Below are 24,348 nucleotides of genomic sequence, written 5' to 3' on the forward strand. Positions count from 1 at the left end.
GTAGCATAAATAAGCGAAGCAACAGAAATAGTTCCGACTGCACTTGGGTACTGTCTTATAACACAAGTATCACCGTCTTTAAGTTTATAGTCTTTTTCCTTGCGGATTCCGTTTACAAAGATTACAGAGTTTTCAAGATCAACGTCTGTAATTGCTTCACAAAGACAGAGAGGTGTGCTGATTTTTACGACTTCTGATTTAGGCTCAAATGGATTCTTAATTACTTCAACAATTGCTTGGCTTGTAGTACCCCTCTATTCTGTTTTCCCACCTATGCAACGGTTCAATTTTTACACCCTCTTTAGTAGCGTGGATAAATAAACCGTGTTCAAGGTAAACTCCCGTATGTGTGGGTTCGTTTATTATTTTGATTACTATTATACACAATTCTTGCGGATAAGCCAACTTTTCATATTTAACTTTTTGTATCATTTCAAGAAAAACTGATTCGTACTGTTCTGGATTGTCATAGTCTACATCTGGAAGATACATTCCGTGTATTTTGTAAACTTCAATATCAATTCCATAACAATCAAAACCTTCTTTGGTTCTTCCGTGGATTTTATAAGGACATCCAACTAATTCTTTTATTTTTTCGTAATTTATACTAGTCCTGGACATACTCTATCATTACAAACATCATAAGGAACTTTAATGTCGAATAAATCATCAAACTTCATAGTCCACTGAATAATTGTTTCATTCAAAACTGCATTTGTAAGAATGAACTCCATATCTTCAATCGGTTCGATAACATCAGAACCATTATTATATTCAATTGTGGCTACAAATCTAATTGTTGCTCTTACTTTTGCAGAACGGATCTTATCAACCCAAAACTGGTCTACGGAAGAAATACTGATAGAAGCATCTGTAAATCCTGTGCTTGTCTGTTCTGGCAAACTTATTTTGAAAAATCCTGCCAAGAACGTATGTTCCTCAAAGACTACATCTTCATCAGTGTTTGCGTAGCGATATATTACTACATTTCCTTCATTGTCAGTATAAGTAATCTCAATGAGATACGGAAACTTAGCCTGTATCACCATCTTTTCCATTAAAAGTTTTGCAGTTCTTGTCATACTTCCTCCCAATCCATAGTACAAGTTATAAGTTTTCCACTTGTTTGAGAATACTGCGGTGCTCCGTCAGAAGTGAATCTGTATTCAGCATTTCCACTTCCGTCAATCTTAGGAAACTCAAAAGACAGAGTTCCGAACTTAATTGTATTCTTATACCAATAACTAAAATACAGATATTCGTCATAGGTAAAAATCATCGTTACGCTAAAAGGTCTTTTGGCAAGGCTGTGAGCCATTCGTCTTTTTGTTTTACCACTTAATGTTTCATCAGAGATAAAACCTGTTATTTCAGACCAAGTTGTATCTCTTCTTGCCAACTGATTTACATGAGAATCCCAAGCCTGTGCCATTATAACCTCCTACCGTCTACTCTCTGTTTCTGCATTGCAAAAGCGTTATCCCAACCATTAAAACCATTTGCAACATCACTCGCAATCTTCTTGCTGATTGTAATGAGCATTTCATTTACGCCATTATTATTTCTCTGCTGAACATCAACATCGGTATTTGCATAGTTGTTTACCACAACTTTTACTGCACCTTTGCCGAGTCCTTCAGGATTCTTTGTTGCAATAATAGTATCTTCGGGATGAGTACTGAAATTACCTTTTGGTGTAATTATCATATCATTTACAGGTGTTGCTCTTGATACATAATCTTTAAGAGTAAATGCGTTAATTTCAGATTTCTTCTTAAGATAATACTCTTCCTGTTCCTTAATTGCCTTTGCAAGGTCTTTATACTGCTGATTAAGTTCTTTGAGAAGTTCAAGTTGTTTCTCTTGTTCATTTGCCTCTGATGACCCCTCTGCAAGAGAACTTATAAATCCCGATGCAATACCACTTGCTCCACCAAGAGCAAATAAAGCGAGAGCGCCTGGCACTCCTGCCCAACCAGACTGTGCAATTAAGTTGACACCTGCTTGAATACAGGTAATTGCGAGGCTCTTTGTTATCTGTGAAACGAGTTGTGCAAACTGTTTCTTTAATGCGTCTCCTACGCTTGCTCCTTTTGCGAGAGCATCGCCGATTGCTGTAAATCCGTCTATCAAGGCATTTGGAATCTGTGTCTTTGCAATGTCCATAAGAGTACTTGCAAATAAATCAGCATTAGTTTTTGATATACCGATTTTCTCAAAGTATTCAGAAACCTGTCCTTCAAGATAACCCCAAATATCAGACTGTTTTTTCTTCTCATCAGTTAATTGCTTTTCCCAATAAAGAAGTGCTTCGGCTTGGTTTTCTGTGTACCCTTCCGACATAAGAGCCTTTATTTCAGCCTGTTTCTTTAACTCACCTGTCTGGTCTTTGAGGATTGCAAGTTCTTCTCTATATGATTCCAATTGAGCAATAGTAGCCTCTTGTTGTGCGCTATACTGCAAATCTTTCATCTTGTTTGTAGTACCCTCATCAGCACCCCACAATCCCGAATCACGCATAGCTTTGATTACAGAGTTTATCTTCTCAAGTTTCTGTTCTGCGAGATCCAATTTGCTTATATTGATAAGTCCTGCGTCAGAGAATGACTTCATATTTGTCATTTCCTTTTCAAGTTTTTCCTTGAATTTAGCAACAGCAGTAGCACCTTTTTCAATAGCACCATCATATACTTCTTCGTTAGTGAATCCCATCGCATTTTGCAATACTTTCTGCCATTCAGAGAGATTTTCAAGCTTAATTTTAATCTTTACTTCTTTAAGTTGCTTATTGAGATATTCAATCGTCTTGTCAATTTCTGGCTTATTCTTTGCATAACTGATTACATTTCCATCATTATCAAATTGTCCATTGAGTTCTTTTAATTTCTTCTCATAAGCCTGTACAGTTTTAACGTTATCTTCAAGAGCAATTTTCTCTTTTTCGTGTTTAGAGATAGTTCCATTAAACAATTCATCAACTTGGTCTTTAAGTTCGGTGATATTGAACTTCTCAACTTGAGATTCCCAAAATGAAACAACACGAGCCTGTTCTTCTATCGACCTATTTGTATGTGCAACGGCTTCTTGCCATTTATTTACTTCTTCTTGTGCTTTCTTTAATTTCTTTTCATATCCTGTAAGTCCGCCACCACCATCTTTTCTCATTTTTTCTTCAAGCAAACTTACATTCTTGTGTGCCTCTTGTAGTTTTTCATTAAAAGTAGCAAGATTGCTCTTATACCCATCAAGAATAGCAGTTTCATTTTGAAGATTCTGTTTGCGATTATTCTTATTAACTCCAACATTCAGTAAGTTATAATCTGTTCCCATTGCCTTTTTTGCATCTTCTACAGCCTTCGCCATTTTTGCGGTTTCTTCTGCAGCCTCCGCAGTACTCTTTTTATAAGACTTTACAGCAACGGCTATTCCTGCAATTACACCTGCTCCAACAGCCAACGCTAAAGTTGCAGGGTTGAGAATTGCCTTAAGAACTACAGTTTTCTTTAACTCGGTATTTAATTTGATTATTGCACCAACAAGTCCAACTCCGATTACGGTTACAAGGGAAGAAATAACCGCAACAAGTCCACCTTGTAGAAGTGCTTTCATTACAGGATTGCTATTCCACTCAAGTAATTTATCAGAGAGGTTTCCTATCTTTTCTTTGAGGACATCGAGGATAGCCTTGTAAGCATCTGCAATTCCCGATACTTCGGCAAAGTTTACAGTCATTTCCTTAAAGTAGTCAGAAATGAACCCTTCCTTACCTTCGATAGTTTTATTGATGTTGTCCATAGCATTATAGAACTGACCTGCTTTTCCTGTGGTTTCATCTACGGCAGAAGTCATATTCTTAAATGCCTTGGTAATATCCTTTGCGGTGGCAGTTCCCGTAACGCCCATTTTCTTCAACATATCATAGATAGGAACGCCACGCATAGCCAACTGTTGCAACTGCATAGCAGATGCCTTTCCTGTACTGTTGATTTTAGAATAGATAGTTACGAGATCCGCGAACTTGTTTTTGTCTCCCTGTACAACGTTTCCGAGCATTACCAACTTATCTTTAATGGTGTCTACATCTACACCGACGTTAGCCATCTGTGTAAACGCACCTGTAAGTTCATCAACACCGAAAGTTGTTTCATTAGAGAGTTTTCGAAGTTCCTCGAACTTTGCTTTACCTACATCTGCATCGTGGAAGAATGTAGTAAGACCCATTTCAAGTTCTTCGAAGTGTGAGAAGTTACCAATAGCGGTCTTAAACGCACTAGTCATTCCTTTAATAGTTGCAACAAGTGAAGTAACACCTGCAACTGCCGCGAGAGTAGACGGGCTAAGCGCCCTCATCGCATCATCAAGATTACCCGTAACCTTTTCAGAGTTACTTGCAGTCTTGTTGAACATATCTAAATCGCCTGTAGCCTTTACTACTCCCTTAGAATCTATCTCAAGAACTAATCTACTGATGTCATTTGCGCTTTGGCTTCCTCCTCAACACGAATGTCTTCTTCGGCTTCATCTTCCATTTGCTTGATTTTTGCGTCCGCCCAATTGTTACACTTCAAGATGAAGTCTATTTCTATCTGCCTAAACTTTATATTCCTAATTATAGCATACGAGTTAATATCTGTCCAAGTCATTACTTCGTGACAATGGTTGTATATCTCAAGAAACGAATTATATATGAACAAAAAATAAACAGGAACATTTGGCTCTCTCAAGTAATCGAAGTCACTAGATTCGTCAAAACATTCCTGTCCTATATCTCGTATTAAGTCGTTTCTATCTTCCGCATTGGTTCTAAAAACAGTTCTATTACTCGCTGTTCGATGTGCTGTCGGATAATGTAGGAAGAAAAACTGCTCAATTGCCTCTTTTAGTTCTCCTTCCCTTCCGATAAAAAATTAGAACGTTCGTTAGAAGTCTTGATTACCCATTCTTTAAGAGCAGGAATCTTTTCAAGAAGATATGTATACGATTTTTTATCACAACCAATTGTTTTTCCATTGAGAACAATTGGTTCATCAGTTACGTCTTTCTTATCCCAATCGTATGTCCAAACTCCGCCAATACGAATAAGAGCACCTTCAATGCTGGTCAAAAGTTCAGTTACATCGTCATCATCAAGTCCGTCTTTATCTTTTTTGCCAAATCCGAACTTTCTAAGTTTTGCGTTTTCATACTCCTGTACTACATCCGAATCTCCGCCGTAAACTTTTACTGCAATAGGAAGTTTTCTTCCTTCGAGTTTTACGGGAATTACTACACCTTCATCAGCATTGTCTTTTGTTGCAAATGCGCTTAAATCTGCCATATACGCTTGTTTCCTCCAATTTAATGATTTTACATTATACTCGCCCATAAGATGCGTTATACACAAGATATGGGCTTATACAGACTTATTTCTTTTCAAGTTTTTTCTGCTCACCGTCTGGAATAAAGCGAGCACAAATACCAAGTACAGCACCACCAAGAATGGTTACTGAACCTGCAATTGCTGTTGATGTCTTTGGGTCAAGTTTTCCTGTTACTCCAAGATAAGCAAAGATACCGTCAGAGATAACTTCAAGACCTGTTACAATTGCTGTAATCAAATCAAATACATTCTTTGTCATTTTAATCTCCTCCTAAAATGAGATTCTGTCTGTCCAATGCCAACCGTCTTTCCGATTTGCCATTATGAGTTTTATATGACCAGAACCTTGTGGTTCTATGGAAGTTCTCGGACTTAGCACCGAGCATCGAGGATAGAGAGCCTCGACTACACTATGCACTTCCACCTACAGAACTTGAAAACTGTAGAAATAGCGGAGGAGGGATTCGAACCCCCGACATTGTGGCAAGCGCCCACCTAAGCTACCAACTGCTTCACTCCGCGATGTAGGAGAGTTTTTATATAGACTGCACTCACAAAAGCCATTCGGTTTAATCAGCCGATAGATTCGACATATCAAACTTGCTACGACCCATTCGGATTTTCACAAATCAAGTCTTAGAAACGGCTCATTAAGGCGAGCCGTTCAACCTTTATTCAATAGTTACTGTACAACTCTGGTTTGCACTTGCTGTTGTACTTCCTGTAGCAGAAGCATTTGTATTTGTAGCAACAACCTTGTAAACACCGCTTTCTGTTGCTGTGTAAGTAGCATCGTCTGCTTCGCTGATTGCAACATTATCCTTGTACCACTGATAACTGATTGTTCCACCGTCTGTTACTGTTGCAGTACCGTCAAGTGTTACTGATGTTTCATCAGTAGTATCTTCCAACTCATTTGTGAAAGTTGGTGTTTCAGCATCTACTGGTGTTTCAGCAGTCACAACGTCTTTCTCAAGTTTCAAGTCAGTAGCACTGTTTACCTTGAATGGAACAGAGAACTGCAATTTGTTTCCGTTCTTGCTTTCTGTTGGAGCACCAAGGTGAACGTTCAAAGTAAGTGTGTAAGAGTAAGTTATTTCTCCAACTGTTCTTTCTACCTTTACCTGTAATACCTTGTCCTTTCCGTCTACTGCATCGTTGTAAATCTCATGTCCGAGTTCATCAACGTTATAAACATCGAATGTTCCTTCAATTACGAAGTCTCCAAGAGAGTTCTCAATTGATTCTTCTTCAAACAGAGCAGGTGTTCTTTCGAGGTTGTTGTTGATTGTGATATTCATACTTGGTGACTGACGAACAGCCACAAGTGATGATGTAGTATCACCGTATTTCAACCAACCTTTCTTTGTAAGGAATGATTTTCCTGTATTTGCACTTCCATAAGTAACAGTTCTGTTATCATAAGAAGTAGGCTCGGAAAATACTTTCTTAGGGTTATTAGAACCCATAAGATTCCAAGTCAGTTTTACAAAGGCATCAGTCGCAAAGTCCATTGTGAGTTGGTTTACATACATTTTTGTGTACATCTGCCAAGCAAGCGGTGTCTGTGGATATTTCTTAACCATTAAGAAAGCCTTTACAGCATCACCAAGAGTAAGTGAACTTTTTCCGTTGTTTGGTGTTGTCCAATCGTTACAGAAAGCACCCGCGAACAAATCATCCTGTTCACCGTCTACATTCCATTCTGTTCCAATATCACCAGCATTTGATTCTGTGCCGACTTCTGGGGTTGAAGGAATACGTGAATCAGGCAGAATAATATCTGATGCGATTTCTTCCGATGTTCCTGCAACCGAATTGTCTGATACACGTCTTGGAGTAAGTGCAATTGCACCACTTCCCGAAGTAATCAAACCAAGATAGGTTGTAAAATAAGTCTTAATTTTGTTTGTAATAGCGTTACTGCTTTGCTACTCCTTATCAATATCGGCTTCCCAATCAATTGCAACTTGCAACCGATAACTGTCGCCAACACTTCCTTTTGTTGATATGTAAACCCTCATTATGTCTACATACTCTATTTCAGCATCATTGAATAACTTTGCTATCCAACGGTACTTTTCAGATACTTCGTATTCCTTAACATCTTCTGGCGAATAAATATCGACATACATAACTCCTGTAAACCGATACTGTGATCCGCCAATAGCAACGATTGAAGAGTCAGACGGTTCGTTGCTTAAGAAGGTTAAGTCAAACCAACGTTTATCTTCTGGCTCTGAAAACACTCCATTTGGGAAATGTACGTTCTCGTAATCTCCACTGTTGTCGTTTTTCAAAACCAAGTATTCAATACCGCTAAAAGCATTAAGAGTTTTGAAATGGTCAAATAACTTTTCTTGTATATCTAACTCTGTCATTTCTTCACGCTCCTAACCGCGGCATTAAATATATTCTCGTTATTCGCAAGGGTAACACCAATCATTCCGTTTGGAGCTTGCTTCGAATAACCTCCCACAGTCTTTCCACTTCCATTTTTAGGTGGATTTGGATAACCGCCGTATTCCAACTTCTCGATATACTCAAGATTGTTGGTTATAAATATAGATTCATCTCCTTGCGGATCTGGCATCTGACTCTTTGGTTTTGGACTTTTTCTTTTCTCCTCAACCTTTCCACTCGCAGGACTTCCGACAGTTACCTGCCAATTTCCCCTTGCACGACCAGTATCAACTGGTGTCTTTCGGACTATGGAACTGTACAGAGCAAACGCATAAGACTTGCGGACTTCTTTTATTTCCACTTCTTTCGCCTTTGCATATTTTTTCAAATCCATAGACCAACTACCCATTATTTCTTTCTCCTATGAAATAATATCTTCATAGCAAATAAGAATCGGTATTTGAACGAACTGTTCAGAAGTTCTCTTGCCAAATCTTCGGCAACCTTCTTCTTGCTGACTGCATAATTACTTGCAATCTCGTTCATCTACTTTCTTACTTGTCTAGCCTGTTTGCCACTCATATTACCTCGCGTGAATCATCACGAATATATCTACAGAACCGTCTACATTCATAGGGTCTGCATTAAGTACTGTATAATTTCTGCCACCAAAATTTACTGTATCATTTGTTACAGGTCTTTTTGGTAACTGCGCCATAAACAGAGCATCACCGTATTTTACGTTTGTTCCGTCTATGTCTTTAATAGAGAAACTTCTCTGAATCGCTACTCCCGAAAACTCTTCTCCGCCGTCTGTATATGTGTTCGTAGTCTTGTCGTATATTTTATTACCCGAACGCTTTATTTTTATGGCACTTCCGTACTTATCAAGTTTGGAATATGCCTTGTTTGCATACTTGGTATAGTCCATAGGCTATTTCTTTCCCTTGAACTTTCTGTCATGGTCGAACATAACACTTCTAATATCAGTAACATCTTTTACTGTAAGGTTAGCATTGTTTGGAATGAGAAGATATTTCTTACCAACTTTTGCCATTGTTCCATATTCGGTTTTAGAAGTATACTCTTTCAAACGAGTTGTTCTTCCGTTTACAACTACTAAACTTCCTTTAGTAGAACTTTCTCTATTTACAAAGTCATACTTTGCACTCAAGTCTGGAAGTTTTGAAATCACATTCTCTACCTGTGCCTGGCTTTTTATTTTCCCCTGTTTGTATTGTTCAACGATTTCACTTGCTGTTGGAGCTTTGTTTCCTTCGTTAATATCCTTACCAGTTTCTCTGTGGAAAGCCTGTGCTACTGATTCACCATCTTTTATATATACGTGAGTACCTTTTACGGTTATCCATCTTCCCATATCTATACCCTCTGTACCTTACCACTAATAATAGAATGTTTAGAACCGTCTCTAAACAAGCCTCTTAATTTTGTATTGATTGAATCATAGAGTGTGGTACTTGCAATCGCTTCGGATTTATCACTCTTTGCGTAAGTAAATGAAAGTGTGGTGATTGTTTCTGATGTAACATCACCATTCTCATTCTTTGTTTGAAATAATTCAGTACCTTTTGATACAAGAATTGCGGCGTCACATACTGCCTGTTTAAGACAAGTTGGAACTCCAACAACATCCTGCCCTTCATAATCTTTAAGTTCAATTCTTGGGAATCTTAAAGACTGTTCTGTGTGAGCCTTTTTTCCGTACCACTGATAGATGTTATCTATGAAGTCAGTAGCACGGATTAAAGACTGTTCTTTCTTACTGTTTGTAAGAGAATCCCACCCTGTAACGCCACGGTCTGAAAAATAATCATTTGCAAACTCGACAGTTACATAACTATCTGCGTTATATTTTCCTGTTCCATCTTCAACAATCATTTTTCAGTCCTCTTTCTACTGGCGTTTTGTTTTAGCCTGTGATTTTGATTCACCTTCTGCTTCGTCTTTCTTTGCCTTTGGTTCATCTTCTACGAAGTTGTACCCCTGTGCTTTAGCCGTTGCGATAGTTTCAGGTGAATCATAAATGTCGGCAATAATATTGCCTTTGAACATCTTTACTGTTGCCATTAAAAACTCCTAGACCGCCTCTTTCGAGACGGTCGGAAAGCTAGCCGAGAAGTGCGATAGAGTTCTCTGGCTTAATATTCTTGAATCCCCAAGCAGTACCGATTGTAACGGTTGTCTGATATGGAGCACCCCAAACAGCAAGTTCGTATGGAATACCTGTAAGTGGGTCTGTGATAATTGCACGGTCAAGTGCATTATCTCCCTTACTTGGTACGAATGGAACACGGCTTGCCATAATGATAGAACCACGAGAGAATACGCTGTTTGGAGCGTAATTCTGTACAGTGATTGCAGCATCATTAGCAACGTCTGCTTTAAGAGCAGTCTGCAGTTTAAGAGTTGTTCCACCTGTAGCAACATCTTCTGCAACAGCATAGAGAGTTGTGTCAGAACCGAACTTAACAAGGTCACCCTTCTTGAATGTACCTTCACCTGTGTCCATTGTAACCTGTGTTGCACCTTCTGATGCTCCACCGTTTACAAGGTAGCCACTTGCAGTACCCTTTGCGTGACGCATACCTGCTGATTCGCGGATTGTGAATCCGAACAAATCACCAAGAATACCACGGCGGAGAAGGTCTCCTGTACCTGCTTCATTAACCTTCTGCAAGTGTTCAATATTGCGGAGGTTACGACCAGATGTTGTATTAAGGATAGCCTGTAATTCTCCAAGAGGAGCACCAACATCTTCGAGGTTCTTAAGAGCATCTGTAAGAATGCTTGTGTTTGATGCAAATGGATTTGTACCAATTGTACCAAGTACACTTCCCTCGTTTACAGCAGAGATAACTGCCTCTTCACAAGCGTCTGCTTCCATTTCATTACGAAGTCCGCGGATTCTCTGTGCATACTGTTCAACCTGAATTGGGTCAAGCATACCAGAACCACTAACGCCAGCCTCGCCTTCTCCTGTCCAAACGATAGGCTTACCACGACGGATCTTCTGGATTGTTACACCTACTGTCTCGATTGTATCGAGGTCTGCTGTAGGAGTTACACCTTCTCTGATATCCTCGTTATCTCCCATAGGAGTAATTGGGATTTCAACCATCTGTCCTTTCTTAACAGAACTTGCCTTTGCACTGATGATAGTTGCAGGAATCATACCGATTGGCTCTGCATTTACCTTATTCAATGCTTCATAAAATACTGGAATTACCGAGTCTAATTCGTGTGCGCTTAGCGTCTCCTTTTATTGAAGGTTTACCCTTCGATTTTTCCACCCTTTCTAAAGAAGTCCTGTACTGCGGTTGGATTTTCAGCCTGCATCTTACTGAACTCTTCACGGGTCATTGTTTTAGCACCCGACTGAACGCCTGTATCACCCCTTGCTCCGCCTCCTGTAGAAGTGTTTGCAATATAGGCTTTACCTTCTGGTGTCATACTGAATGCCTTAATAACATCCTCAACAGAACGATTGTCCTTGTTAAGGAACTTAATACCACCGTCTACTTCTGTCGGTTCGAAGCTGTTCAACATTCGAATACGAGCAATGAAACCTTCTTTGAGACCAGGGACGAACTCAAGTCCTTCAAGCCCTTTCTCAAATGCCTTTTCCTCAAGTGATGAAATGTGCTGTGCCAAGTAGTAATCACGCTGTTTTGTAATTTCCTCGATGTCACCATCGAACTTGGTCTGCATTTCAGCAAGTTTAGTGTTGTAATACTCCTCTGCTTTCTTGTCGCCTGCAGTTGCTTTTTCAAGCAATCCATTCAGTTCGGCAATCTTAGATTCGTACCCACTCTTCTCTGTTTCGAAACTAGCAATCTGTTCTTTGAACTTCTGCTCTTTTCCCAACAATTCATCACGCTTTTTTACCAATCCGACTGTAGCCGCATTAGTATCAGCCTCGTGTTCGGCAAGAATCTGCTTAATTTTATCTTCAGCAGACACTTCCTCGTTTCCCAACAATCCCGTCAGAAACTCTTCATTTAACATAGATTTTTTCTCCCATTAGGATAAGATATGATTTTTCGGCTTTGCCTATGCCTGTGGCAATTCTTCATTTCTACCTACAATAATAAATCCACATATTTCATTTGTCAATAGTTCGCACGTGCGAAGAATAAAAGAGGCGGACTTTTACATCCGCCTTTAAATAGTTTTTTCTCCTATTCTGATATCTGCCACAGAGTAAAATCTTTTGTAGAATCACGTGTATATGCTAAAGTAATTGTGGTTTCATCTCGTTCCCAACTTATTTCAAATTCGGTTTCTGAAACACGTGTATATGCATAATCGTCCATAATAAGGGTTCCTATACTGCCTGAGCCTGTGATTATATCTCCCATAAGCATTTTGGTAGTAGATGCTTCAGTTCTATCAGTAGGTGAAATATCTGCCGATAGATAACTATAAGTAAATTCTTCGGGGTATTCACTGTTTACTACTTTCCAAGCATACGCAGTAGCAGTACCACCACTAGGACTTGGACTTAATGGAATGTCACCTTCTGAATATCTATCAAAAGTAACGTCATCAAGAGAAGGTTCATCAATAGTGATTGCATCATCTTCATAAGTAACAACTTTATAGTCCATAGTTGGTGGACAAGGTATTCCGCCCTCACCTGAACATATAATAACAGTATCATCAACAGAAGGTGTAGGACTCGTTGTGTAAACAACATATCCGCCAGAACTTGACCAACAGTACAGTGTAGCAAGGTCTCCACTTCCTCCGCTTGGAATATTTTCAAGCGTTATAGTGGTTTTCTCCATAGCGTCTTTATTTGCAGAAGGAGTAATCTCAATAGGTTCACTGTACTGTGATACATCAATTGTTGCTGTCTTGTTTGATTCAAGTACAGGGATTCCTGCCAATGTTACCGTGGCTTTATCCATTACATCCTTGTTTGCAGACGGAGTAATTTCTACTGGTGATACATATTCTGAAACGTCAATTGTGGCAGTTTTATTTGTTTCGTGTACTGGGAGCGGTACAGCGGTTGTAACAGTAACCCTTTCCATTCCATCCTTCCCTGTACTTGGCTGAACTACTGTTGTACCGTTCGTTGTAATGCTGACACTCTTATTACTTTCGAGATCCGCACCGCCTTCATATTTCTGTATCTGTTTCTTTAAGAAACCTGCTAATGCAACATTATTCATAAGTCATCTCCTATAGTGGATTCCAAGTCTTACTCTGACCGTGGAATACATACAAATCGCCTGTGTCCAAAACAAAAGCAGAACTTCCTGCACTGCAATCTGTTGGCAACTTTGATATATCTGCACTATACAACTGGAAGTTTTCTTGGCTATTTCCACTTCCGCCTACCGATTCAATTGAGCCTAAATCAACACCGTTTCGTATGCTTGGGCTACCTCCATTTAATTTGAATTATAAGACACACTTGTATTATAAACAAGCGCAATTTATGAAATATGATTGTTTATCTGATTCCAACCAATCTCGTAACAATCAACAAAACTCTGTGGTAATTCAATTTCCAATGCCTCTGACAATCTTTCTAATTTTGGCAGATTATCCTTCTCTACGTCATAACAAGATGATTTGATTCCTGTTTCTTCATACTGCTTGAGGCTGTTCTTTATTTCCCCAATCTGATTATCTATTTTTGCCTTGAGTTCACTTTGTTTCATAATAAATAACTCCTTCAATCATCTTGACTATATCAGTTGGAAGTTTTTCAATACCCATCCTATACATTGTAAACACTTCTGCAAAAAATTCAAATGCGTTTCTATTACCGTATTCTGATATAAGATTCTTCATAACAGCAGTATCTTTTAGAGATTTGAACATATCATTTACTTTACCAACTTCTTCAAGCATTGAAGCAATTTGCTGTTTTGTTTTCCCTCTAGTAAAATATCCAAAGTTGTTAAGACCAATTCGGAAATCTGATAACAAATGACCATATTCGTGAGTAACTGTAGATTCAACACTTAATTGTCTATAACCAACATTACCACGCATGAACTTACTCTTGTATTCTGCTTCACGTAGAAGATCCGTAAAATATTCCTTTTGTAACTTCATAAGAGGTTCTTTGATATGCTCATCACAATATGCAATCTGTTTCTTATAATGTTCTATATCACTCTTACACATTACTGCCCATTCGCTCGGAGTTGGAGTAATTTTTTTCGACATCTGCTTTTCAATATACAAAATATCTCCATAAGTCTTTCCTGTTTCTCCCTTCGGAAGTGACTTAAACTCGATTGACTTAATTACAGGAATAGGATATTTACTCTGCAATCTTGTGTATTCATCTATTGTCCTCTTTACAACATCAACTTCTGTGTCGCTCGGAATCACAACTTCTTCGGCAAATACTTTTAGTTTGTTAGTCAGTTGTTCAACTTTCTTGTCACTTAATTCAGACATAAGTTTACCAACTTTACCACCATTGATTACACCACCAATCCTTGAACTCATAGTCTTAAGAGATATTGTTTTTCCGTCATCAATAAACTGTCCAACATTCTTGTCTCTCTTGTATAGCTCATACCTTGTTTTACCAAGCACTTCCTTCTGCGTTTCCTCGTCCTGTTTTCCGAGCCAATCATTGAAGGTTACTCTTTCAACGTATCCGTCTTTTGAGGCTCTTGTTTCTCCCTCGATGTAGAAGTAAGGAATGATAATACAGCGACATCCACGATGCCTTGGAAGTAATGGTGCGTCCTTGAGACTCTTGAATAATTTCCCATCATCGTTGCCACATACAATACAAGTTCTTGAATCCAATGTTGCGAGGTATTCATATTTATACTCTGTTTCTCCGTCTCCAAAATACTGCTCGTTTTCCTCAAATACTCTGTTTCGTGTTTCATTTGCAAATGATTGAAGAAGTGTTCTAGTGTTACCGTATATTGAATTGCGTAATGAGTTTATAGCACCTGGCTTTTTGAGTTTACTTGAAGGTGTAAGCCCGCCCATAACATTCTTCACAATCTCATCAGTAGGCATACCTGTCAAATATCCTGCTCTTACTGCGGAATCCCAAGTATTAAACAATCCGTCTTCAATTCCATTCAGATAACTGTCATAAGTAAATCCATCTGTCACTGGCTTGAACATTACTGCGGTCTTTATCTGTTCTACTGTTGGATAAATCAAGTTGACCTTGTTACCCTTCTTTATACTCCGCATATAAGGCTTTGAGAGTTCGAGAAGATGTTTCTGTTTCTTAAGTTCGTAATCTATAAGACCATCGATGTCTGTATTGTCTGCTACATTTTTCTTAACTTCCTTAGACACTTCTCTAAGTTTCTTGGCAATATCATGGTAACGTTTCTTGGTAGATACTTCGGAAGTTCTCTTGAGATACTTAGCAATTTCTTTATCAGCATCATCAAATAACTTAATTATCTCGTTGGCTTGACCATTCTTATACTTCTCAAAATCGATTGCGTACTTGATTACACCGTTCTCTAACTTATTCATTACACATCTCCCACTCTTCTTCTGTGAATGGCTTTCCTTGTTCATAATCTCCACACAGAGTTCTCTCTGTATAGGTGAATAAAGGCTCAACCAAACAAAAACCTATTGGCAGATTGTCGTCTTTTGTACAATCTACCCACTTCTCGCACGATTTACAGAGAACCTTACTCAACAGCGATACCCCTTCTTTTCTGTTCCTTCAAGCCATTCAGAGGCTCGTTTCTTTGCTCCATTAAGGTCATGGTCACGATAGTTTCCACATTCAACTTCATTTACAGCAGGGATCTCCTTATTCCATACTGCAACTTTCTCGAGAACATTTCTGAATACACAGTAAATGTCATACTCTGTATATTCTCCATAACAGATGAAATAAAACCCTGTACGGCAACCCATAGGTGACAAATCTATTACTCCACCAATCTCATCTCGAATAGTTTCTGCCATAAGATGCTCAAGAGTGTGGATTTCTCCTGTTCCCATACAATCCTTATTTGGCTGGCAGAATCTTATGTCATACTTGCTTACAACAACTCCGTTTTGACGTTTCATACTTGCCAATCTTACATAAGGTGCTTCCACTTTTGTGTGATCCAAATTAAAACTTTCCACTTTATAACTCATATTTACTCCTTTTTGGAAACTTCTTCCCTAATACTTCGTAGATTACTGAATAAACGCTGAAATCTGTTTTTGAATTATCATTCAGTACAGTCTCTCTGTAACCCTCATTTATCAAAACCTTTACTATCATAGGAAGGTCTTGTTTTGTCGTAGCACAATATCTGTGCCTGTATTTTGAATCTGTCTTACAAACTCCTGCGCCCATAGCACAGAATGAAAACAGATATTGATTAAAGTTCTTGTATTCTCTGAAACTAGATACTGATTCAAGTATTTCATCTTTGTATCTTTCATATACAGAGTTACAAAAACTCTTAATCATTGGCGCGGAGATATGTGGTACTTGTGGGTACTCCGTATCTCCTATCAACCTAAAACATCTGCTCGGATAATGTTTCCTCGCAAACTCATAACTGTTACGTGCTATCTGAAAGTAATGTTCCTTACGCTGTTTTGGAGAACCAATATTGATTATCTCCAACTTGTTCTTTGCTTTTACTGAACCGTCATAATCTTCATAGAAGAAGTCATCTGGCGTCAGCACTCCGTTCGGCAAAAAGTCATCATTCGAGTAAATGTAATACTCGGATAAATCCTTAATCAGATGCACGAACATTTCTATTGCACAAGAGTTGAACGTAGGCAAAAATTCCTTTGGAATGAACTCCTTATGTTCAACTACTGTAACAGTTTCTGTATTCATCCATTCGGGTACTTGGGTCTTATCGTGTACAATGATAAATACCTTTCGTACCCACGGCATATATCGTTCAGTAGCACGAAGTTTATAACGAAGTAATTCACCGTCAGCATAATAACGTTGCTTATCATCGTTATAAACTCGTCCTGTGGCTTTCTGCCAATCAGTCTGCCACTGTTCCTTTCTGCAATCCACATAAGGAAACACAACATCGATGCGATTCATTACTCATCCTCATTTGGAATTGGAATCCTACTCTTCTGTTCCTCATCAATTTCTGCCTGTTCTTCCTCGAATGTCTTATCAGATGCAATAATCTCACCTTCTTGGAGATTTCTGAACATAGTCTTCTTAGAGATTGCTCCCTGTTGCCAAGCAGCGACATACTGTGCAAGGTCACTTGCAGAGAGTGCAGAAACATCGTAGTCTGTATTGAATATTACTTGGTGTTTATCTTCTGGAACTTCCTTGCTAGATGACCATTCAAGATAAATCTTCAATAACTTGGTGAATACGATTGAGAAGTTGTTCGCAATATCAGCAAGGATAGAGTTCTCACCTGCTCTGTGGATTCGTGCAGTTTCTGCAGATTCTACTCCTTTACGCTCCTGTGAGATAATCCTTGCTCCAAGGATAGCCATACGCTCTTCATCAGCGTTCATTGCATTTGCCAACTGATTACATCCGCTACCGCTGAACTCAAGATATTGCATACTTGCACCTGCTGGAAGATTTTGAACAACTGAACCACCAAGTTTAAGAGGTTCTGAAGCAACTTCTACTCCATTTACCAATACAGTTGGAACATCTGCTCCCTGTGTCCAAGGTGTAGGAACGCCTGTCCAATGCAAACCATTTTCGTAGTCTGCTGACTTGCGATAGTGAGAAAGGTTTACGTTGATTAAGTCCTCAAGAATAGGCTCTTGTGGATAATCTGATGTTGATAGGAAATAGAATGGGATGTAATTGAATCTCTTACCTTTGATTTTTGGCTCTACTTTGTCGATTACTACATCTCTGTCATTGTAGAGAATCTGTACATAGTAGCCGTTCTCGTCAATCTTGCATACACGGTAATTGTTCCTCTGTTCAAGGGTAAAATCTGCCTTTACAACCTCTGTTTTCTCTCGGAAGATAACAAAGTCAAGATACTGCTTTCTACCGTCACTAGCCCAATGCCAATTGATGATGGACTCTGCCTTGTAATAGGTCATATACGCAGAAAGATTTGCATCCTCAAAATCTTTCTGACTTCTTACATTCTCCATTTTTGGCATATCAACTAATACACCACCCCATGCAGTAGTAAGAAAGTCCTTTACTGTTTCAGAACAGAACTGATTAAGTGAGTGACCTTTTCCGTCTACGTTTTCAAGATACTTTTCAAATCCGTCTGGAATCTGTGTGATGATAGGCTTACGGTTTATCATACCGCTTAAGCCATCAAGTGTTCTTCCTGTTGCGTTGAAGAACTGCGCCCTCATTATGTAAGCATTGTAGTCAGCATCATCCATTCCCGATGCTCTTGGAAGATAACGTTCCTTGCGATACTTGATGTAAGTTTCACCACCAACTGCATCGCGACATTTCTCCCACTTCTTAATGAACTTCATATAAGAACTACAACAATTCTGAATACTGCTTGGCTTCCTCCTAGATACCTATTACCCTTCCCTGTGACATTCTTACTCTATCCAAATCTTCACAACCATATCGTAAAGCGTCTGGAATATGAGAGAAAGCGTGTTCAGGGTTATTTGTTACGCAATCTGTCTTGCTATCTCGTTTCCAACAATAGTTAGAGAACGCTTCGATAGTATTCGGACAGTTTTTGCTATGTATTACAATGTGATAGTCCTGTAGTTTTTGTATACCTCCAAGCACAGAACCACTTCCCTTACGACAGCCATGAAGTCCAACCAACCCAAGTTTCTTCAACTCATTGATTGTTCGAGGATCTTCACTATCTCCCGAAATCATCGCATTTCTGAATCCCGCAGCAATCAACTCTCTTGCAATAGCAGAGTTTTCCATTGTTACTGCATAGAACTCATAATAAATATATATAATCTTGTTGAACGTATCACAATACGCACCAACAAAAGCTGTAGGGTCATTATAACCGAAATCCATACCATTGCAAGAAACAAATTTAATTGGCTGTCTTAATACCTCTTGAATATTAAACTCTTTTACTTCCCAATTGTCATAAACAAGTCCGTCTGCAACACCCCAATCACCGAGTCCTTCAATGCGATAACGGCGCGGATTCTGTGTTTTCATAAGTTCAAACAACGCACGGTCATCATCACCCAAGAACTCGTTACATTTATAATTGGTTGTAAGTGCAAGGATATCATCGTGCTTGAAGTCAAAGAATCGTTTCTTAAGCCAATGTCTATCACTCCAAGGGTTGAATGTAAGCGTTATCTGCTTAAACAACGGCGCGGGTAATTCACCACGAATAGACATATCAATCTTGTTGAAATCTGCTTCACTGTTTACTTGGTATGCCTCTTCAAACCACACCCAACACAACTGTCCTTCATCGGCAACGATAGAGGTAATACCCATTACATCGTCCATACCTCGGAAGTATATTTTCTGTCCACTCGGCTTATATGTAAGGGTGTAACTTCCCTTCATTACTTTCCAAAGATGACGTACTCCTAACTGCTCCATAGCCCATATCAACTGGGCTCTTGTAGACTGTTTATTAAGGTATACGTGCTTTCGGATAACGAGAACATTCGGCTTGAGTCCGTACTTGTGATAGAACTCCATCATCTTGTATATATACCAAAGGGCAGTCGTACAGGATTTCTTACTTCCTCGACTGCCTTTTACCACTCGGTAGCGACCTTTGAAGTTCCAAAACTCGTCATAACCTCCACCGACTACATCAGAGAGTTTTACGACCCTTCGCTCATTCTCCATCTTTCCCTATATCATCAACGAACATCGGACTTGTAATAGATATTGCACTTTCTGATTCAATCTGTGTTCTGTCGCTCCACTTAAATCTGTTCTTCATATTGAATATCCAAGTAACTGCATTTATCTTCTGTGTTCCCAAAGAACCTGCTCTTCCAAGTTTCTCCCACCAAGCCTCTGACAGTTCCAAACCTCTCTGATATGCTTCATTAAAGCGTTTATGCTCTTTACACCATCTGTAGAAGGTATCTCTTGAGATTCCCATATTTGCACATACTTCAATTACAGATTCACCGTTTTCGAACATAGCAGGGAGTTGTTCAGCATATTCTTTCTTATAAGTACTTAATCTTGCCATTTTTGCCTCCTTACTCTTTATAGGTGTCAGATAATTTATACACTCTTCTCAAGTTTCTCAATTGTTCTGTCCAAGCGTCCTTGGTTCAGTTCATTACCATAGAATGACAGTCCGTGTTCAATTGCATATCTTGCGGTATATCCTAAACCACAGCAAGGGTCAGTGATTGTCATACCTTCCTTTGCGAATGGTTCAAGTGCTTCCAATAGAGACTTGTAACCTTTTGTGTGATATACCTTCTGACGATAGTCGAATGTAAGATTGAGATTACCTGTCTTAGAGAATACGTTGAGTATCATAGGTCTTGCGGGCGAGCCGTACATCATTTCGATTTGAGCCTCCTGTTTAAGACCGTGACACATAGCAATCTCTACCAACTGCTGATTCCACTTAATTCCGTATTCTACGAAGATTGGTGCGTCATCTTTAGTATACTTTACTGCGACATCGAAGAATCTCTGTAAGAACTTAAGAAGGTCTGTTTTCTTCTTTTCTGCGCCCGTCATCTTGTTATTCAAAGTCTGCCAAAACTCAAGATTTCCCCAAGGTGGATCTGAATAAAAGATGTCTATTTTCTTATCACCATAGAGTTCATCGAGGTTATCGAATATATCTCCACATCTTACCTTATGGCGTCCTATTTCCTTAATCATTTTGTGCCTCCACATCATCAATAAAAAACTTACTCTGCCTGTTTGTTGGTCGTGGACCGAGAGTAGATTTGAAATCCAAATGCTGTACCAAGAACGGTACTTGCATCCAATATTTGAGTTTCATTTTACCAAGAACGTAGCCAATATAAGTATCAGAAGGATATGTCCATACTGAATACTTAGTTTTATACCATTCACGGAATTGTGCAACATTTTCTGGCTTGATAATTTCATCACATACTGCCTTTGGGAAGTAATTGCACTGATTCCATTGATAACGGCTTCCTGCGCGATATTCTGAATGCAGTGCAGTGCGTGAACAAGCTGATTCGAACATAGAGATTACTTCATTCGGGCGAGATGCAATAAGTTCTTCACAGCGTGTCTGAAAGTTCTTACACAACTGTACGTCATCTTCGAGTAATACTACTCCGTCAGCATCAGTTTTGAAGATGTTTACAAAACGCTCAAACAACCCTTCTCTGCCACTCATAATAACATTCAGCGGAGGCAACTGTGATTTCATAATAGCCACATTGTCGATTCTCTGCTGATTGTTTTCAGTACATAATACTTTATATTCGATATTCATACTTACTTCCTTCCTGTCCACTTGTATTCATCTGTGTTCTCATAGATTTCGCCATAGTGCTTTTCCTCTTGGATCTGTTTTTCTGTTTTCCAAGACTGTCCGTACTGTGCTTTTTCGAAGAGTTTTGCAAAGCCTGTTACATACTTAAGTTTTACAATCTCCTCTTTCTCCATTCCAAGTTCTTTACAGATATCTGCGTCAGACCATCCATTCTGTAACATATTGAATACAAGGTTACTCATACCTGTTACGGCGTGGCTTCCTCTTGCTCTATTATGGCGGACTGTGGCAGCCATACGTTCGTTCATTGTTTTATTGAGAACTACGATAGGCAAACAACCGTGATTGCGCTCGAGGATGTCCTTCTGTGTTTTACAAACGAAATAGCGGTGGAATCCGTCAACAATTACATACTTATCCTTTTCTTTATCGTATACGGTAACTACTGGCTGTGTATACCCATCTTCTTTAATTGAGATATACAATAACTGCATTTCCTTCTTTGCAACAGAGTTAGGATTGTAGTCATTTGGAGTTACCTTTTCGATTGGCACCCATATTACGTTATCAATAGGCTGTGATTTGTATTCTGACAGTTCAGCACAAACCTTGCGGATCTCGTTGATTACGGCAACCTTGTCCTTACTTCCATTTACAAGTTTAGTAATATCATCTTTTACACTCATTCTTATTCTCCTTTCTTATTTTCGTTTATGATTACCTTATGTTTTTCACGCAACCAAGCACGATACTTAGGGTTTGTATAAACATTCTCAATTGTTGTGAAATAGTAATCATCAAGAAGTATGCACTTTACGAAAGTCTGTGCAAAACCGTCAATCTCTGGGTGTCCTTCAAAATCAAGCATAAGTTTAAGGTACTTGTTTCTGAAAGCAAGTCGATGTTCTTCTTTTACGAGGTGGTCGATAAGATAAAGTACATATTCATTCCAACCACTGAACATAGAAGGATAAGTTTCGGGAACACATCGTGCGATAGAACAGTGTTTTTCAGTGTTTACTCCGTGAAGTCTTTCTACTGCCTTGTTCCAAGTGTCAGGCTCAAGTTCCTGTAAATACGAAAGCGATTTAAGTGCGGTTTCGTGGTTGAGGTTAGAAACACGCATTTTTGGCATCGGTACACCTTTTGCATACATAAAATTATAGATTCCGTTATAGTCGCACTTGTTGTCAAAAATAAACTTCCAAATATCTCGGTAAGACCAATCGTACAGAGGATAGAACGTTACTTTTGCACAGTTCTCTTCCCACTTGTCGATATGTCCATATGTGATGTCTTTCCAACATCTGCGTGATGTACAAGCCAATACACGCTTTGGAGTTTCTTCTCCGCGGACACCACCGATATTGGCACAGTCTTTACCCTCAAACATTTTTGCTTGTACAGCACCAAATATTTCGTGGAATCGCATAGTACCAAAGGTATTTTCCTTAATAGCACAAGGCTCTTTTTCACGCATCCATTTTCCGCCCTCTTCCCAACACCAAAGCCATTCAGAATCGTGACTTGTAGCATTGAAGATTTTCATAGGCATCTGCAACCAAATAGGCTCTACTTCTGGTCTGCTCATAACACGACGGACATAATCTACGGTGTGTTGCCACTCGATTTCCTGGTCTATGAACAGTACTTTGAGAGGAAGTCTGTTTCTCTGTCTTGCTACGGCAAGGCACAATTCGAGAACTACAGTTGAATCCTTTCCGCCAGAAAACGATACAACAATATTTTCGAAATCATCGAAGATTCTATTGATGCGTTTAATGGCAGCGTCAAAAACGTTCTCTTCCATATAGATTTTCATAATTTGCCACTCACTATTACATAATTATTAAACTCCTCATAAGAGAAGTTCTTAGATAATTTGCGGAGATACTTCTTATATGCAGAAAATCCGTAAATCTTAATCTTATTGTGTCCAAGCGAATGTGCAATTGGTGTATAGCCATCTTTGGCAAACATCAAAAACACTTCCGCGCCATTATTTGCTATATTCTTAATTTTGGTTATTGCTCTTGGTTTGATATAAGATGGACTGTTGTAAAGGCTTACGATAGTGTCATATTTTTCAGACATATCCATTTCTTCAAACTTACAACACTGACATTTTTTATCACCATATTTAAGAATAAGTTTTTTCAACATCTTAAAACAAGGGTCTACACCATTGTAATCATAGGCGAACTCTGGAACTTTTTTGTATTTATACAAATCAATCAAAAGTCCTGTTCCGCAACCAATGTCAAGAACCTTTCCATTTGCAGGAACTTTTTTTGCAACTTCATAATCCTCTTCTCTGTACTTTGCAGATGAAAAAAAGTTGTCGTAGTTATCTGCTATTTCGTCATAATCTGCTTTCACTGTGCTAAAATCTCCTGTATCTGTTCCATTGTAAGTTCAAACTGTGAATAGCAGAATGGACAAGTGAATGGCACTTTGTCTGTTGTTGGTGTAGAAGGATTTTGAACGGTTGTTACTTCTTCTGATGTCACACCTTCTTCTGGCTCAAAAATCTCAAATGGTGATGGCTCTGCGGTTTCAGAAGCGGTTTCGAATGATTCTCCGAACTGTGGTGTTTCCATGCTCTGCTGTGAATCAGCCCAAGTTTGTTCTACGCTACCGTCATTTCCTTTGAATATATCTTCTGTTGGATGTTGAGAAACACTTCCACCAATCTGCAGAGATGATGAAGGCATACTTGGCTGAATTGGTGGTACAGATGTCTGCGGTGCAGATCCGCCAATAACCATTGCATTACCCTTGCGAACCAAATCTCCCTTGGATTCAAAAGAGAAGTTAATTTTATCCATATGAATATTAAGGTCGTTCAAGTTAATTTTACAGTCTTTTGCGAAGAAGTTCAGAGAACCTTCGGTAATCTTTCCATAACGAGAGTTTACCTGTAAAACCTTCTCTTTTGCCTCTTCTTCATCTTTTGCATCAACAAAAACAACTGGAATGTTATCAAGGATAAATCCTTCATCTTTCAACTGCTTAAGAGCAAGATAACGAGCCTTTCCATCAAGAATAACATTGTGGTTTTTCCAAACAAAAATCGGAAAAAGGAATCCATTCTCTTTCATTGAATCCTTAAGTCGCTCAATATCGTGGCTTGTTCTGTTTTTTATATCTGATGCAAACGCTGTAATTTCAGCCAATGTCAATGTATCTTTTGTTTTACACTTATTAAGAATAGGTTTCATT

The 24,348-nt window shown here is 38.9% G+C and carries 30 protein-coding genes and 1 tRNA gene; all 31 read right to left on the reverse strand.

Annotated elements, in window-relative coordinates; translation table 11 throughout:
• Nucleotides 1-225 precede the first annotated feature (225 nt).
• The gene (locus tag BMY21_RS02290; protein WP_074640490.1) at nt 226-621 is read right to left on the reverse strand and encodes an NlpC/P60 family protein; all 396 of its coding nucleotides are present in this window, start codon (nt 619-621) and stop codon (nt 226-228) included.
• Nucleotides 603-1,082 carry a hypothetical protein gene (locus tag BMY21_RS02295; protein WP_074640493.1) on the reverse strand — a complete coding sequence of 160 codons (480 nt, stop codon included), beginning with the start codon at nt 1,080-1,082 and terminating at the stop codon, nt 603-605. The genes BMY21_RS02290 and BMY21_RS02295 overlap by 19 nt, the downstream gene beginning before the upstream one ends.
• Entirely contained in the window at nt 1,079-1,432 is a 354-nt protein-coding gene (locus BMY21_RS02300) for a hypothetical protein (protein ID WP_074640495.1), read from the reverse strand. The genes BMY21_RS02295 and BMY21_RS02300 overlap by 4 nt, the downstream gene beginning before the upstream one ends.
• Nucleotides 1,432-4,407, reverse strand: a complete 2,976-nt coding sequence (locus BMY21_RS02305) for a hypothetical protein (RefSeq protein WP_074640497.1) — start codon at nt 4,405-4,407, stop codon at nt 1,432-1,434. Before BMY21_RS02305 ends, BMY21_RS02300 begins: the two co-directional genes overlap by 1 nt.
• Nucleotides 4,408-4,879: 472 nt before the next feature.
• Nucleotides 4,880-5,317: a hypothetical protein gene (locus BMY21_RS02315; protein WP_074640502.1), complete on the reverse strand. Its 438-nt coding sequence runs from the start codon at nt 5,315-5,317 to the stop codon at nt 4,880-4,882.
• Nucleotides 5,318-5,402: 85 nt separating this feature from the next.
• Nucleotides 5,403-5,618: a hypothetical protein gene (locus tag BMY21_RS02320; RefSeq protein ID WP_074640504.1), complete on the reverse strand. Its 216-nt coding sequence runs from the start codon at nt 5,616-5,618 to the stop codon at nt 5,403-5,405.
• A gap of 190 nt (nt 5,619-5,808) precedes the next feature.
• Nucleotides 5,809-5,881: transfer RNA gene (locus BMY21_RS02325), tRNA-OTHER, on the reverse strand.
• A 149-nt stretch (nt 5,882-6,030) separates the two neighbouring features.
• Nucleotides 6,031-7,233, reverse strand: a complete 1,203-nt coding sequence (locus BMY21_RS02330; protein WP_074640506.1) for a phage tail tube protein — start codon at nt 7,231-7,233, stop codon at nt 6,031-6,033.
• A gap of 57 nt (nt 7,234-7,290) precedes the next feature.
• Nucleotides 7,291-7,740 (reverse strand): phage tail terminator-like protein, encoded by a 450-nt coding sequence (locus BMY21_RS02335; protein ID WP_074640508.1) that lies wholly within the window; start codon nt 7,738-7,740, stop codon nt 7,291-7,293.
• A complete protein-coding gene (locus tag BMY21_RS02340; protein ID WP_074640510.1) occupies nt 7,737-8,171 on the reverse strand; it encodes an HK97 gp10 family phage protein in 435 nt (144 codons plus the stop codon). The genes BMY21_RS02335 and BMY21_RS02340 overlap by 4 nt, the downstream gene beginning before the upstream one ends.
• A gap of 174 nt (nt 8,172-8,345) precedes the next feature.
• Nucleotides 8,346-8,693: a hypothetical protein gene (locus BMY21_RS02345; RefSeq protein WP_074640512.1), complete on the reverse strand. Its 348-nt coding sequence runs from the start codon at nt 8,691-8,693 to the stop codon at nt 8,346-8,348.
• 3 nt (nt 8,694-8,696) lie between these two features.
• Complete coding sequence (locus tag BMY21_RS02350) at nt 8,697-9,140, reverse strand: hypothetical protein (protein WP_074640514.1); 444 nt, start codon at nt 9,138-9,140, stop codon at nt 8,697-8,699.
• A 2-nt stretch (nt 9,141-9,142) separates the two neighbouring features.
• The gene (locus BMY21_RS02355) at nt 9,143-9,661 is read right to left on the reverse strand and encodes a DnaT-like ssDNA-binding protein (RefSeq protein ID WP_074640517.1); all 519 of its coding nucleotides are present in this window, start codon (nt 9,659-9,661) and stop codon (nt 9,143-9,145) included.
• Between the two features lie 15 nt (nt 9,662-9,676).
• Nucleotides 9,677-9,850, reverse strand: a complete 174-nt coding sequence (locus BMY21_RS15745) for a hypothetical protein (protein ID WP_177177695.1) — start codon at nt 9,848-9,850, stop codon at nt 9,677-9,679.
• A gap of 40 nt (nt 9,851-9,890) precedes the next feature.
• Complete coding sequence (locus tag BMY21_RS02360) at nt 9,891-10,985, reverse strand: major capsid protein (protein WP_083379640.1); 1,095 nt, start codon at nt 10,983-10,985, stop codon at nt 9,891-9,893.
• A gap of 68 nt (nt 10,986-11,053) precedes the next feature.
• Nucleotides 11,054-11,788 carry a hypothetical protein gene (locus tag BMY21_RS02365; protein ID WP_074640521.1) on the reverse strand — a complete coding sequence of 245 codons (735 nt, stop codon included), beginning with the start codon at nt 11,786-11,788 and terminating at the stop codon, nt 11,054-11,056.
• Between the two features lie 173 nt (nt 11,789-11,961).
• Nucleotides 11,962-12,960, reverse strand: a complete 999-nt coding sequence (locus BMY21_RS02370) for a hypothetical protein (protein ID WP_074640523.1) — start codon at nt 12,958-12,960, stop codon at nt 11,962-11,964.
• 267 nt (nt 12,961-13,227) lie between these two features.
• Nucleotides 13,228-13,455, reverse strand: a complete 228-nt coding sequence (locus BMY21_RS02375; RefSeq protein WP_074640525.1) for a hypothetical protein — start codon at nt 13,453-13,455, stop codon at nt 13,228-13,230.
• On the reverse strand, nt 13,442-15,265 hold the full coding sequence (locus tag BMY21_RS02380; protein WP_074640527.1) for a structural protein: 1,824 nt from the start codon (nt 15,263-15,265) through the stop codon (nt 13,442-13,444). Before BMY21_RS02380 ends, BMY21_RS02375 begins: the two co-directional genes overlap by 14 nt.
• A complete protein-coding gene (locus tag BMY21_RS02385; protein ID WP_074640531.1) occupies nt 15,258-15,437 on the reverse strand; it encodes a hypothetical protein in 180 nt (59 codons plus the stop codon). The genes BMY21_RS02380 and BMY21_RS02385 overlap by 8 nt, the downstream gene beginning before the upstream one ends.
• The gene (locus BMY21_RS02390) at nt 15,434-15,889 is read right to left on the reverse strand and encodes an S-ribosylhomocysteine lyase (RefSeq protein WP_074640535.1); all 456 of its coding nucleotides are present in this window, start codon (nt 15,887-15,889) and stop codon (nt 15,434-15,436) included. The genes BMY21_RS02385 and BMY21_RS02390 overlap by 4 nt, the downstream gene beginning before the upstream one ends.
• Entirely contained in the window at nt 15,879-16,814 is a 936-nt protein-coding gene (locus BMY21_RS02395) for a stealth family protein (RefSeq protein WP_074640539.1), read from the reverse strand. The genes BMY21_RS02390 and BMY21_RS02395 overlap by 11 nt, the downstream gene beginning before the upstream one ends.
• The gene (locus BMY21_RS02400) at nt 16,814-18,202 is read right to left on the reverse strand and encodes a DUF4055 domain-containing protein (protein ID WP_074640543.1); all 1,389 of its coding nucleotides are present in this window, start codon (nt 18,200-18,202) and stop codon (nt 16,814-16,816) included. The genes BMY21_RS02395 and BMY21_RS02400 overlap by 1 nt, the downstream gene beginning before the upstream one ends.
• A 40-nt stretch (nt 18,203-18,242) precedes the next feature.
• Nucleotides 18,243-19,526 (reverse strand): PBSX family phage terminase large subunit, encoded by a 1,284-nt coding sequence (locus BMY21_RS02405; protein WP_074640547.1) that lies wholly within the window; start codon nt 19,524-19,526, stop codon nt 18,243-18,245.
• Nucleotides 19,516-19,881, reverse strand: coding sequence for a terminase small subunit-like protein (locus tag BMY21_RS02410; protein ID WP_074640551.1), 366 nt, complete (start codon nt 19,879-19,881; stop codon nt 19,516-19,518). Before BMY21_RS02410 ends, BMY21_RS02405 begins: the two co-directional genes overlap by 11 nt.
• Before the next feature lie 35 nt (nt 19,882-19,916).
• Entirely contained in the window at nt 19,917-20,534 is a 618-nt protein-coding gene (locus BMY21_RS02415) for a class I SAM-dependent methyltransferase (protein WP_074640554.1), read from the reverse strand.
• Nucleotides 20,527-21,126: a hypothetical protein gene (locus BMY21_RS02420; RefSeq protein WP_074640558.1), complete on the reverse strand. Its 600-nt coding sequence runs from the start codon at nt 21,124-21,126 to the stop codon at nt 20,527-20,529. Before BMY21_RS02420 ends, BMY21_RS02415 begins: the two co-directional genes overlap by 8 nt.
• A 2-nt stretch (nt 21,127-21,128) precedes the next feature.
• Nucleotides 21,129-21,812: an IbrB-like domain-containing protein gene (locus tag BMY21_RS02425; RefSeq protein ID WP_083379641.1), complete on the reverse strand. Its 684-nt coding sequence runs from the start codon at nt 21,810-21,812 to the stop codon at nt 21,129-21,131.
• A gap of 2 nt (nt 21,813-21,814) precedes the next feature.
• A complete protein-coding gene (locus tag BMY21_RS02430) occupies nt 21,815-22,948 on the reverse strand; it encodes a phosphoadenosine phosphosulfate reductase domain-containing protein (RefSeq protein ID WP_074640562.1) in 1,134 nt (377 codons plus the stop codon).
• Nucleotides 22,945-23,505 (reverse strand): methyltransferase domain-containing protein, encoded by a 561-nt coding sequence (locus tag BMY21_RS02435; RefSeq protein ID WP_074640564.1) that lies wholly within the window; start codon nt 23,503-23,505, stop codon nt 22,945-22,947. The genes BMY21_RS02430 and BMY21_RS02435 overlap by 4 nt, the downstream gene beginning before the upstream one ends.
• On the reverse strand, nt 23,502-24,347 hold the full coding sequence (locus BMY21_RS02440; protein ID WP_074640566.1) for a ParB N-terminal domain-containing protein: 846 nt from the start codon (nt 24,345-24,347) through the stop codon (nt 23,502-23,504). The genes BMY21_RS02435 and BMY21_RS02440 overlap by 4 nt, the downstream gene beginning before the upstream one ends.
• Nucleotide 24,348: the final 1 nt, after the last annotated feature.

The organism is Treponema bryantii (assembly GCF_900111035.1).
Classification (GTDB): domain Bacteria; phylum Spirochaetota; class Spirochaetia; order Treponematales; family Treponemataceae; genus Treponema_D; species Treponema_D bryantii_C.